Source organism: Micromonospora foliorum, from assembly GCF_022229015.1.
Taxonomy (GTDB): Bacteria; Actinomycetota; Actinomycetes; order Mycobacteriales; family Micromonosporaceae; genus Micromonospora; species Micromonospora foliorum.
In genome coordinates, this window is the sequence record NZ_JAKKFF010000034.1 from 1 (window position 1) to 10,983 (window position 10,983).

General features: G+C 72.1%; 12 protein-coding genes and 1 pseudogene. 5 read left to right on the forward strand and 8 right to left on the reverse strand.

Going from position 1 to position 10,983, the window contains the following annotated elements; all coding sequences use genetic code 11:
- From PSH25_RS34140 to mug, 3 genes and pseudogenes are all read left to right on the forward strand, one after another.
- Window positions 1-182 (forward strand): annotated as a pseudogene (locus tag PSH25_RS34140) (hypothetical protein); the annotation flags it as partial.
- Entirely contained in the window at window positions 167-928 is a 762-nt protein-coding gene (locus PSH25_RS03700) for an SDR family oxidoreductase (protein WP_238657656.1), read from the forward strand. The pseudogene PSH25_RS34140 and the gene PSH25_RS03700, both read left to right, overlap by 16 nt.
- Before the next feature lie 143 nt (window positions 929-1,071).
- Window positions 1,072-1,692: a G/U mismatch-specific DNA glycosylase gene (gene mug, locus PSH25_RS03705; RefSeq protein ID WP_238657663.1), complete on the forward strand. Its 621-nt coding sequence runs from the start codon at window positions 1,072-1,074 to the stop codon at window positions 1,690-1,692.
- A gap of 129 nt (window positions 1,693-1,821) precedes the next feature.
- Here mug and PSH25_RS03710 read toward each other — a convergent pair whose 3' ends face one another.
- The 3 genes from PSH25_RS03710 to PSH25_RS03720 form a co-directional block, all read right to left on the reverse strand.
- Window positions 1,822-3,798 (reverse strand): ABC transporter ATP-binding protein, encoded by a 1,977-nt coding sequence (locus PSH25_RS03710; RefSeq protein WP_238657664.1) that lies wholly within the window; start codon window positions 3,796-3,798, stop codon window positions 1,822-1,824.
- 114 nt (window positions 3,799-3,912) lie between these two features.
- Window positions 3,913-4,680: an enoyl-CoA hydratase/isomerase family protein gene (locus tag PSH25_RS03715; protein ID WP_238657657.1), complete on the reverse strand. Its 768-nt coding sequence runs from the start codon at window positions 4,678-4,680 to the stop codon at window positions 3,913-3,915.
- Between the two features lie 46 nt (window positions 4,681-4,726).
- Complete coding sequence (locus PSH25_RS03720) at window positions 4,727-4,954, reverse strand: helix-turn-helix domain-containing protein (RefSeq protein WP_007462679.1); 228 nt, start codon at window positions 4,952-4,954, stop codon at window positions 4,727-4,729.
- Between the two features lie 215 nt (window positions 4,955-5,169).
- Between PSH25_RS03720 and PSH25_RS03725 the strand changes: the two genes are divergently transcribed.
- The gene (locus PSH25_RS03725) at window positions 5,170-5,769 is read left to right on the forward strand and encodes a cadmium resistance transporter (RefSeq protein ID WP_238657658.1); all 600 of its coding nucleotides are present in this window, start codon (window positions 5,170-5,172) and stop codon (window positions 5,767-5,769) included.
- Window positions 5,770-5,825: 56 nt separating this feature from the next.
- Here PSH25_RS03725 and PSH25_RS03730 read toward each other — a convergent pair whose 3' ends face one another.
- Entirely contained in the window at window positions 5,826-7,430 is a 1,605-nt protein-coding gene (locus PSH25_RS03730) for an ABC-F family ATP-binding cassette domain-containing protein (RefSeq protein ID WP_238657659.1), read from the reverse strand.
- 263 nt (window positions 7,431-7,693) lie between these two features.
- On the opposite strand from PSH25_RS03730, the gene ypfJ reads away from it, so the two are divergent.
- The gene (gene ypfJ / locus PSH25_RS03735) at window positions 7,694-8,617 is read left to right on the forward strand and encodes a KPN_02809 family neutral zinc metallopeptidase (RefSeq protein ID WP_238657660.1); all 924 of its coding nucleotides are present in this window, start codon (window positions 7,694-7,696) and stop codon (window positions 8,615-8,617) included.
- 71 nt (window positions 8,618-8,688) lie between these two features.
- On the opposite strand, the gene PSH25_RS03740 is transcribed toward ypfJ, so the two are convergent.
- The 4 genes from PSH25_RS03740 to PSH25_RS03755 all read right to left on the reverse strand — a co-directional run bounded on the left by PSH25_RS03740 (window position 8,689) and on the right by PSH25_RS03755 (window position 10,895).
- Window positions 8,689-9,048, reverse strand: a complete 360-nt coding sequence (locus tag PSH25_RS03740) for a YybH family protein (RefSeq protein WP_238657661.1) — start codon at window positions 9,046-9,048, stop codon at window positions 8,689-8,691.
- Window positions 9,049-9,113: 65 nt separating this feature from the next.
- Window positions 9,114-9,413, reverse strand: coding sequence for a muconolactone Delta-isomerase family protein (locus tag PSH25_RS03745; protein WP_238657662.1), 300 nt, complete (start codon window positions 9,411-9,413; stop codon window positions 9,114-9,116).
- 93 nt (window positions 9,414-9,506) lie between these two features.
- Window positions 9,507-10,154, reverse strand: a complete 648-nt coding sequence (locus PSH25_RS03750; RefSeq protein ID WP_308193614.1) for an acVLRF1 family peptidyl-tRNA hydrolase — start codon at window positions 10,152-10,154, stop codon at window positions 9,507-9,509.
- A 108-nt stretch (window positions 10,155-10,262) separates the two neighbouring features.
- Window positions 10,263-10,895 carry a LysE family transporter gene (locus tag PSH25_RS03755; protein ID WP_238657666.1) on the reverse strand — a complete coding sequence of 211 codons (633 nt, stop codon included), beginning with the start codon at window positions 10,893-10,895 and terminating at the stop codon, window positions 10,263-10,265.
- Between the last annotated feature and the right edge of the window lie 88 nt (window positions 10,896-10,983).

Consider the following 10,983-nt stretch of genomic DNA (forward strand, 5'->3'; position numbering starts at 1 on the left):
CCGGGCGTTCAGACGTGGGCCCCTCCTATCGTACACGCCCGGCGATCTGCCGCGCCGGCGGCGCCGTCGCGGTGCAGATCGCCGGCCGGGTACGCCTGCTGCGCCCCGCCCCACGGGCATCCACCCGTGCTGGCGACGGCGTACCGGATGCGGCAGGATCGGACTTATGGATCTCGGACTGACCGACCGCGTGTACGTCCTCACCGGCGCCTCCCGCGGCCTGGGTTACGCGACCGCGCAGAGCCTGGTCGCCGACGGTGCGCGGGTGGTGCTCTCTGCTCGGGACCCGGACGCGGTGGCCGCCGCCGCACAGCGGCTGGGTGGCCCGGAGCACGCCGTCGGGCTGACCGCGGACCTGACCGACCCGGAAACCCCGGGGCAGCTCGTCGCCGCCGCCCAGGAGCACTTCGGCCGGCTCGACGGCGCGCTGATCTCGGTCGGCGGCCCACCGGCGGGCAACGCCGCGGCGATCACCGACGAGCAGTGGCGGCTCTCCTTCGAAACCGTCTTCCTGGGCACCGTCCGCGCGGTCCGCACGGTCGCCGCCGCACTGCCCGAGGGCGGCGCGATCGGGCTGGTGCTCTCCACCTCGGCTCGCGGCCCGGTGCCCGGCCTGGGTATCTCCAACGGGCTCCGGCCCGGCCTGGTCGGCGCGGCCAAGGACATCGCCGACGACTACGGCCCACGTGGGGTCCGGGTCGTCGGGCTGCTGCCCGGCCGGATCATGACCGACCGCAACCGGGAACTCTTCGCCGCGACCGGCGACCCGGATCGCGCCCGCGCCGACGCCGAGGCCAGCATCCCGCTGCGCCGCCTCGGCGACCCCGCCGAGTTCGGCCGGGTGGCCGCGTTCGTGCTCTCCCCCGCCGCGAGCTACCTCACCGGGATCACCCTGCCGGTCGACGGCGGCGCGCTGCGCGGCCTGTGACCCCCGAGCGGGCCCGACCTGCCCGTGCCGTGACACCGCCCGAGAAGGCCCAGCCCGACCACCCAGCCGTTGATCGACTCGGCTTCAAGGAAACCGGGCGGTCGACGCCACCGGGACACCCCGACTTCCAGGAACCCGAGTCGATCAAAACACGGCCCACCCGACGGGACCGGGCGGCGGCGGGGACGGCCCGGCCGACCCGCGCGGAGCTGGCGGCCGCCGCCGATCGCACCATCCCCGACGTGCTCGCCCCGGGGCTGGCGGTGCTCTTCGTCGGCATCAACCCGGGCCTGTGGTCGGCGGCGACCGGCTGGCACTTCGCCCGGCCCGGCAACCGGTTCTGGCCCGCCCTGCACCGGGGCGGGTTCACCCCCCGGCTCCTGCACCCCAGCGAACAGGACGAGCTGCCCGGGCTCGGGCTCGGCATCACCAACATGGCCGCCCGGGCCAGCGCCCGCGCGGATGAGCTGAGCACTGAGGAACTCCTCGACGGCGCGGCGATCCTGACCGACAAGGTGGCCCGGTACCGGCCGCGCTGGGTGGCGGTGGTGGGGGTGACCGCGTACCGGATCGGTTTTCAGCGGCCGAAAGCCACCTTCGGGCCGCAGCCGGAGTCGCTGGCCGGGGCCCGGCTGTGGGTGCTGCCCAACCCCAGTGGCCTGAACGCGCACTTCACCCCGGTCACCCTGGGCCTGGCGTTCGCCGAGTTGCGAACGGCGACCGAGCTACCGGACCGTCGGCCCGCCGGAGCACCCGACCTTTGATCGACTCGGCTTCACGGAAGTCGTGCGGTCGCGGCGAGTCGGACACCGCGACTTTCAGGAACCCGAGTCGATCAACGCGCGGGGCTCGCCGGAGTGACAGTGACGCACGCGGCCCCTTGTTGGTTGCCGTCAGTTGGCGGCGGCGGGCGGGAGCACCTCGTCGGCGCGGTAGGTGCCCAGCGGCATGACCACCGGCTCCGGGCCGGTCGCGTCGACGAACGGGGTGGGCGAGTCGGCGACGGCGAACTGGGTCCGGTACAACTCGGCGTAGAGCCCACCGACCGCGACCAGGTCGTTGTGCCGCCCCCGCTCGACGATCCGCCCACCGTCGAGGACCAGGATCTGGTCGGCGTCGCGCACGGTGGAGAGCCGGTGCGCGATCACCAGGGCGGTACGCCCGGCCAGCGCCACCGACAGCGCCCGCTGCACCGCCGCCTCGCTCTCCGAATCCAGGTGTGCGGTCGCCTCGTCGAGGATCACGATCGACGGGGCCTTGAGCAGCAGTCGCGCGATCGCGATGCGCTGCTTCTCGCCGCCGGAGAACCGGTAGCCGCGCTCCCCCACGGTGGTGTCCAGCCCGTCGGGCAGCGCCCGGACCAGGTCGGCCACCTGCGCCCCGGCCAGTGCGGCCCAGATCTCGTCGTCGGTGGCGTCCGGCTTGGCGTAGCGAAGATTCTCGGCGATCGTCTCGTGGAACAGGTGCGAATCCTGAGTTACCACACCGATCTCGTCACGCAGGGAGGCGAGCGTCGCGTCGCGTACGTCCACCCCGCCGACGAGCACCTGCCCGTCGCTGACGTCGTAGATCCGGGAGATGAGCATCGACAGGGTCGACTTGCCCGCCCCGGACGGGCCGACCAGCGCGACCATCTGCCCCGGCTCGACGCTGAACGAGACACCCTTGAGGACCGGTTCGTTGACGGTCCGGTCGAGCGTGGCGACCTCCTCCAGGGAGGCGAGGGAGATCTCGGCGGCGCTCGGGTAGCGGAATCGCACGTCCCGGAAGTCGACCCGGCCGGCGCCCCGGGGCACCGGCACCGCGTCGGGCTTCTCCACGATGCCGGGCTTGAGGTCGAGCACCTCGAAGACCCGGTCGAAGGAGACCAGCGCGCTCATCACGTCCACCCGGACGTTGGAGAGCGCGGTGAGCGGCCCGTACAGGCGGGTGAGCAGCAGCGCCAGAGTCACCACGGTGCCGGCGCTGACGCCGCCGGTCACCGCGAGCCAGCCGCCGAGGCCGTAGGTCAGCGCCTGCGCCAGCGAGGCGACCAGCAGCATCGCCACGAAGAACGTGCGGGAGTACATCGCAGACTGGATGCCGATGTCGCGGACCCGCTCGGCCCGGCCGGCGAACCGGCGGGCCTCGATCTCGGGCTGGCCGAAGAGCTTCACCAGCAGCGCGCCGGCCACCCCGAACCGCTCGGTCATGGTCGCGTTCATCTTGGCGTCGAGGTTGTACGCCTCACGGGTGATGTCGGCCAGCCGCTTGCCGACCCGGCGGGCCGGGATGATGAAGATCGGCAGCAGCACCAGTGAGAGCGCGGTGATCTGCCAGGAGAGGGTGAACATCACCGCCGCGGTGAGCACCAACTGGATGACGTTGCTGACCACACCGGACAGGGTGGAGGTGAACGCCCGCTGGGCGCCGAGCACGTCGTTGTTGAGCCTGCTGACCAGGGCGCCGGTCTGGGTCCGGGTGAAGAACTGCAACGGCATCCGCTGCACGTGGTCGTAGACCCGGGTGCGCAGGTTGAAGATGATGCCCTCGCCGATGCGGGCGGAGTACCACCGTTGGGCCAGCGACAGCAGCGCGTCGGCGACCGCCAGCGCGGCGATGAACAGGGCCAGCCGCACCACGAGCCGGCCGGCCTCGGTGCCGCCCCGGTTGATCGCGTTGATCACGTCACCGGCGAGCACCGGAGTGGCCACGCCGATGATGGCGGCCAACACCACGGTGGCCAGGAAGACGATGATGTCGCGCCGGTAGGGGTGGGCGAACGCGACGATGCGGCGGGCCACCCCGCGCTTGAGCCGGTGGGTGGAGACCTCGTCGCGGTTGCGCATCGACCGGAGCATGCTCCACCCGGCCATGCCACCGCCGGACATCGGGTTGGACATCGCTCACCTCCGGGTTGCCGGGCAGACCGCACCGTCAGGTCAATTCTCCCGACGAGTGTGACAACCTCAGTCGTAACCCGGTTCTTCCCGTGCGGTCCTTACCTATTCTCCCCTGCCGGCGAGGTCACGCAGCCGACGGGTCTGCGCCTCCCGCTCGGCGCGCTGCTGGTCGGCGTGCGACCGCCCGGCGGCACCGGCGAGCAACGCCTTGATCTCCACCACCGCGTCGCGGGCCCCGGAGAGCAGACCGGCGGTCAGGTCCCGCACCGCGGCGTCCAACTCGGCCGGGGGCACGACCAGCGTGGCCAGCCCGATCCGGTCCGCCTCGGCGGCGTCCAACCGGCGGCCGGTCGCGCAGATCTCCAACGCCCGGGCGTAACCGACCAACTCGACGAGGCGCTTCGTGCCGGCCAGGTCGGGCACCAGGCCAAGCGTCACCTCGGCCATCGACAGCTTCGCGTCGGTGGACAGCACACGCAGGTCACAGGCGAGCGCGAGCTGGAAGCCGGCACCGATGGCATGGCCCTGCACGGCCGCGACGGAGACGACATCCGGCCGGTGCAGCCAGGTGAAACCGGCCTGGAACTCCGCGATGCGCTCCGCGCACTCCTGCTCGGGCAGCGTGGCCAACTCGGCGAACGACCCCGGACCGGAGGCGCCGGCCACCGCGAGATCGAGGCCCGCCGAGAACGCGCGACCCTCACCGCGGACCACCACCACCCGCACGTCGCCGGGCAGGTCACGGGAGAAGTCGCTCATCGCGCGCCACATCGCGGGCGTCTGGGCATTGAGCACGTCGGGCCGGCACAACGTCACCGTGGCGACCGGCCCGTCGCAGGTCAGCCGAACCCCGGTCGCCTCGGCGGTCACCGGACGTCCCGGGGCGCGGCGCTGGTGGACGACGCTGAGGGGCGGGTCACGCCTTCTTGCGGCGCCGGGCACCACCGCGCTGACGCAGCTGCACGCCGGACTCGGTGAGCACTCGGTGGATGAACCCGTACGAACGGCCGGTCGAGGCCGCCAACGCGCGGATGCTCTCCCCCGAGGTGTACCGCTTTACCAGGTCCTTGGCGAGCGTCTGACGCTCGGCTCCGACGATCCGGCGACCCTTCTCAGTGCTGGTGGCTGTGCCAGTGGCTGCCATGCTGTGTCCTCACGTCCCAGACTGTGCGGTTCGGATACGGTCCCACCTATTAGACCGCCTCGAACGATCATGCGCCAGATATCAACTCTTCGCCAACCGACACGCTATGCAATGTCAGCTTCCCGATAGAGTGATCCTGGCGATCGAGCGGCAGCAGCGTCCGGGCGTACCACCGCTGCGAGCTGGCGGCAGCCGACGACCGTACCCTTCGGTCCGTGATCGACGTGTTCAGCACCGCGGGCGCGGCGGCCGTGGTCTTCGCCGCCACCGACATCGACGACATCGTCATCCTGACGCTGTTCTTCGTCGCGGCCCGCACCACCGGCCAACCCCGCACCTGGGAAATCGTCGCCGGACAATACCTCGGCATCGGTGCGCTCGCGTTGGCCAGCGCGGTGATCGCGGGTGGGCTCCTGGTGGTGCCCGACCCGTGGACGGGGTTGCTCGGCCTGCTGCCGATCGCGCTCGGCGTACGCGCGCTGCGGGGTTCGGGCGACGACGAGGCGCCCGCGGTCGTCACCGGGGCGCTCGGCGTGGCCGGGGTGACGATCGCGAACGGCGCCGACAACGTCGCGGTCTACGTACCCGTCTTCCGGGCCCTCGGGGTGGCCGACAGCGCGGTGTTCCTGCTGGTCTTCGTGCTGCTGATCGCCCTGTGGTGCGTGGCCGGGGCCTGGCTGGGCGGGCACCGGAGGGTGGTCCGGCTGGTCGAACGCGCCGGCGCCTGGCTGGTGCCGACGATCTTCATCGCCATCGGGCTGGTGATCCTGGTCAGCTCCGGCGTACTCGGCCGACTGGTCGACCTGCTCGGCTGAGAGCCGGCCGAGCCGGCGGGCGGGCCAGGTCTGGGAACGGGCCGAGCCGTTCCCGGTCAGGCCAGCTCGACCAGTTCGAGCAGGTCGTCGCTCCAGGCGTCCTCGTCACCGTCGGGCAGCAGGATGGCCCGGTCCGGCTTGAGCGCCAGCACCGCACCCGGGTCGTGGGTGACCAGGACGATCGCGCCGGGGTAGTTGGCGATGGCGTCGAGCACCTGCTCCCGGCTGACCGGGTCGAGGTTGTTCGTCGGCTCGTCGAGCAACAGCACGTTGGCGCCGGAACAGACCAGGGTGGACAGGGCCAGCCGGGTCTTCTCACCACCGGAGAGCACGCCGGCGGGCTTGTTCACGTCGTCACCGGAGAAGAGGAACGCGCCAAGGATCTTGCGCAGGTCGGTGTCGGACTGCTCGACGGCGGCGGCGCGCATGTTCTCCAGCACCGTCCGCTCCACGTCCAGCGTCTCGTGCTCCTGGGCGTAGTAGCCCAGCCGCAGGCCGTGCCCCGCGTGCACCTCGCCGGTGTCCGGGCTGAGCAGACCGCCGAGCATCCGCAGAAGGGTCGTCTTGCCGGCGCCGTTGAGCCCGAGGATGGCCACCCGGGAGCCCCGGTCCACCGCCACGTTGACGTCGGTGAAGATCTCCAGCGAGCCGTACGACTTGGACAGGCCGGTCGCCGTGAGCGGGGTCTTGCCGCACGGCGCGGGGCTGGGGAAACGCACCTTGGCCACCCGGTCGGAGACCCGCACCTCCTCCAGGCCGGAGATCAGCTTCTCGGCACGACGGGCCATGTTCTGCGCGGCCACGGTCTTGGTGGCCTTGGCCCGCATCTTGTCGGCCTGCGCCATCAGCGCGCCGGCCTTCTTCTCCGCGTTGGCCCGCTCCCGACGGCGGCGCCGCTCGTCGGTCTCACGCGCCTCCAGGTACGCCTTCCAGCCCAGGTTGTACACGTCGATGACCGACCGGGTGGCGTCGAGGAACCAGACCTTGTTGACCACCGACTCCAGCAGCGCGCCGTCGTGGGAGATCACGATCAGGCCGCCCTTGTGGTTGGCGAGGAAGCCCCGCAACCAGGTGATCGAGTCGGCGTCGAGGTGGTTGGTGGGCTCGTCGAGCAGCAGGATGCCGCCGCCGTTCTCGCCGGCGTCGCGGAACAGGATCCGGGCCAGCTCGATGCGGCGACGCTGACCACCGGAGAGGGTGCCGATGGTCTGCGCGAGTGCCCGGTCCGGTAGGCCGAGGTTGGCGCAGATCCGCGCGGCCTCAGCCTCGGCCGCGTACCCGCCGAGGGCGGCGAACTGGTCCTCCAGCGCGCCGTACCGACGGACCAGCTTGTCGCTGGAGTCCTCGGCGAGGCGGGCCTCGACCTCCTGCATCTGCGCCATCAGCACGTCCAGCCCGCGCGCCGAGAGCACCCGGTCGCGGCCGGTGACCTCCAGGTCACCGGTGCGCGGGTCCTGCGGCAGGTAGCCGATGGCGCTGCGCTGGTCGATCTGGCCGCCGTACGGCTGCCCCTCGCCGGCGAGCACCTTCAGCGTGGTGGTCTTGCCGGCGCCGTTGCGACCGACCAGGCCGATCCGATCACCGGGCTGCACGCGCAGCGTGGTGTCGGACAGCAGGATCCGGGAACCGGCACGCAGTTCCAGGCCGGTGGCAGTGATCATGTTTGCGGGCTCGCTCTCGGGGTTCGGAAGGCTGACTCGGGGCACGCGAAACGGCCGGCGGGCTCAAGGGGCCCGACGGCGCGGGGCGGTTCAGCCTTCGCAGCGCAGCACCTGACAAGTGTACCGGGCGCCGCCGAACGGCCTGCCCGGATTACCGATCAAGATCATCGGGTACCGGAACGCCTGTCCGGACCCCGTCCGGCACTCGATGGACGAAACGACACACAACAGACAATTACTGGCATACGGCGATCGGGGTCACCATGGAACTCAACGAGCGGGCCGAAATCGACACCTCCCAGGTCAACGACGTGGGCCGCGGTGGCGGATCCGGCGGCGGCTTCGGCATCCCCATCCCCGGTGGCGGCGGTCGGGGCGGCATCATCGGCATCGTGGTGGCCGTGCTCGTCGCGCTGCTCGGCGGCGGCTTCGGCCTCAATGCCATGACCAACGGCGACGAGGGCGGCGGTCAGGCCGGCGGCACCGACCTGGAGCAGCTGTGCTCCCGCGACAACCCCGAACGTCTCGACGACGCGCGCTGCCGCAACGCGCTCTACGTCAACAGCATCCAGGCCTACTGGCAGAAGGCCTACCCGGAGGTGGGCAAGGGACAGTACGAGCCGACCGACACCAACTTCTTCCAGGCTGCCGTGAACACCGGCTGCGGGCAGGCCGACTCGGGCGTCGGCCCGTTCTACTGCCCCGCCGACAAGCAGGTGTACATCGACCTGAGCTTCTACGACGAGCTGGCCTCCCGGTTCGGCGCCAAGGGCGAGTTCGCCCAGCCGTACGTGCTCGCCCACGAGTACGGGCACCACATCCAGAACCTGCTCGGCACCAACGCCAAGGCCGGCCAGGGCGACCAGAGCGGCCCCCGCTCCGCCTCCGTACGGCTGGAGTTGCAGGCCGACTGCTACGCCGGCGCCTGGGCCAAGCACGCCACCGAGAGCAAGGACAAGACCGGCCAGGAGCCGCTGTTCAAGTCCATCACCCAGACCGACATCAGCGAGGCCGTGCAGGCCGCCGAGGCGATCGGCGACGACAGCATCCAGGAGCGCTCCGGCGGGCGGGTCAACCCGGACCAGTTCACCCACGGCACGTCCGAGCAGCGCAAGCGCTGGTTCACCCAGGGCTACGACCGCGGCGACCCGAAGACCTGCGACACCTTCGGCACCGACCAGCTCTGACCTCGTCGCGAGATCGTGGCAGGCTCCCCCGCGAGCCTGCCACGATCGTCATTCCCACCGAAGCTGCCGGATCAGGTGAGCCGCGAGACCTGGTAGTGGCCGATGAGCCAGTCATCGTCGACCCGCCGCAGGAGTACGCCGAGGTTGACGGTCAGGGCCGGCCGGTCGGTGAAGCCGAACTCCACCTCCAGATAGCCGAGGACCACGTCGTCGGCGAGACGGCGGATCTCCCGGATGTCGTACGCGGCGGTCAGGCCGAGCGGCTGCCCGGCGTAGTACGCCGCGACACCGGCACGACCAACCGTGTACGGCTGCAACCCCTGGAAGATCGCGTCATCGGTGAAGCACGCCGCGACGCGGTCGGGCTCGTGGGCGTCGACCGCCGACTTCCACCGGTCGAGGACGGTACGCAGAATCTGCGCCTCGGACATGATGATCTCCCTGCTGACGGACGTTTCCCATGGCGTGCCTGTCGAGCCGGCGTGCCCTTGCCGGCTCAGCGAGGCGGCTGACCCGGGTCGTTCGGGTGCGGCGTCAACGGCGTCACGGTCTCGCGCCGCCAGGCGCGCAGCGGCATCGACGCGAGCACGGCTTCCAGCTCATCGGCGTCGTCGGCCTGGAACAGCCCCCACGTACGCCACTCCCCCGGCGCCAGCGGCGGCCGCCACAGCCGCAGGAGACTGCCCTGGGCCGTCAGCTGGGCCGAGCGCGCCGCCTCACGCGCGCGCATGTCGGCCACCCCGTCCTCCGAGGTTCCCTGCGGCACCGTCGTCACCATGTCAACCAGAAACTCCACGCGCCCATCCTCCGACCGCCAGCCGGGCAGCACGCCGGGAACCCCGTTTTGGGTGGCGGTCGTCTCCCCCGGTGACGCCGGGATCGGCCGAGGTCAGTCGGGATCGCGCACCAGGATCCGTACCGCCCGGGCCGCGCTCACCGCCGCGACCAGCACCGCGTGCCGGGGTTCCGGCACGTCGAGCAGCCGCTCCGCCCGCAACGGCACGAGCGGGGCCAGCCGCCGGTCGGCCAACACCCCGTCCACCGCCCGCCGGTCACCGCCGCAGACCAGCGCGGCGAGCGTCGTCACCTCCGGCAACAGCAGCCGTACGGCCAGGTCCGCCGCGTCGCCCAGCGCCGCCTTCGCCTGGTTGTCGCGTCGGCGGGCGAACCGGTGCTGCGACCAGCCCCCAGCGGCGGTACGCCCCTGCACGTACCGGGTGTCCACCTTGGAGACGACGAGGTCGGCGCCCTCGGCCACCCCGATCGCCACCGCGCCCTTACGGGCCAGCAGCAGGCCGATCCGACGGGGCATGACAGCGGAGGCCACGAACCCGGCCACATCCGCGCTGGCCGGTGCACCCGGTGGGGCGTACAGCTCGGCGGTTGCCCCGTCCGGGGCGGCGAGCAGCAGGCCGTACTCCCGCGCGCTGGTGGTGGGCGGGCCGTGCCGGTCGGCGAAGCCCTCGACCCAGCGGCCGACGCGGGCCGGGTCCACCTCGACCCACCGGCCTCCGCCGGCTGCGGGTCGACTGGTCACCGCCCGACCGTACGGCACCGCCAGCCCGTCCGGGCCCCCGGGCGGCACGAGGGCACAACGCGGGGTCAGCCGGCCCGGTGGACCAACGCAGTCGGCGGAAGGTGACGGCTAGTCCGGTAGGACCGCGGCCACCGCCAGCGCGGCGATGAGCGCGCTGGAGACCAGGCCGGTGAGCAGCCGGCCCCGGGGCCCGGTCAGCGCCCGGCCGACCACCGTGCCACCGCCGGCGATGACCAACTGCCAGCTCGCCGACGCCAGGAACACCCCGGCCACGAAGAGCGTCACGGGGACCACGCCCGAGTCGGCAGTGTCCCGGCGGCCGAGCACCAGCGCGGTGAAGTAGAGCACCGTCATCGGGTTCAGCAGGGTCAACCCGAGCAGCGCCGCGTAGGCCCGCCCGGGAGTACTCATGCCCCGACCGGCGCGTGCCGTCGGTGGTCGCTGCGAGCGGTGCGCGGACCACGTCCGCCACAGGCCGTGCCCGGCGAGCCCCAGCAGGACCACGGCGGCGACCACCCGCAGCGGCCCGGCGACCGGCGCGATGACGTCGGCCAGGCCAGCGCCGCCGAACGCGGCGACCGCCGCGTAGAGCCCGTCGGCCGTCGCCACGGCGAGCGCCGCGGCCGCACCGACCCGGAACGAGGTACGGGCACTGAGCCCCAGGATGAGGATCGCGATCGCGCCGACCGGGATGGCGACGCCGTAGCCGGCGACCAGGCCGGCGAGGAACGCCCCGCTCACGGACGTCGGCGGCGGGTCGAGGTTCGTCCCCAGAGCGGCCGCTGTCGACGCACGGCAGTCGTCGCACGGAAAGGGACCTGCATCGGGG

Excerpts from the sequence above, each read along its gene's own strand:
- PSH25_RS03700 (WP_238657656.1), top strand. The coding sequence starts at position 167 with ATGGATCTCGGACTGACCGACCGCGTGTACGTCCTCACCGGCGCCTCC.
- PSH25_RS03710 (WP_238657664.1), bottom strand. The coding sequence starts at position 3,798 with ATGTCCGGCGGTGGCATGGCCGGGTGGAGCATGCTCCGGTCGATGCGC.
- PSH25_RS03720 (WP_007462679.1), bottom strand. The coding sequence starts at position 4,954 with ATGGCAGCCACTGGCACAGCCACCAGCACTGAGAAGGGTCGCCGGATC.
- PSH25_RS03730 (WP_238657659.1), bottom strand. The coding sequence starts at position 7,430 with ATGATCACTGCCACCGGCCTGGAACTGCGTGCCGGTTCCCGGATCCTG.
- ypfJ (WP_238657660.1), top strand. The coding sequence starts at position 7,694 with ATGGAACTCAACGAGCGGGCCGAAATCGACACCTCCCAGGTCAACGAC.
- PSH25_RS03740 (WP_238657661.1), bottom strand. The coding sequence starts at position 9,048 with ATGTCCGAGGCGCAGATTCTGCGTACCGTCCTCGACCGGTGGAAGTCG.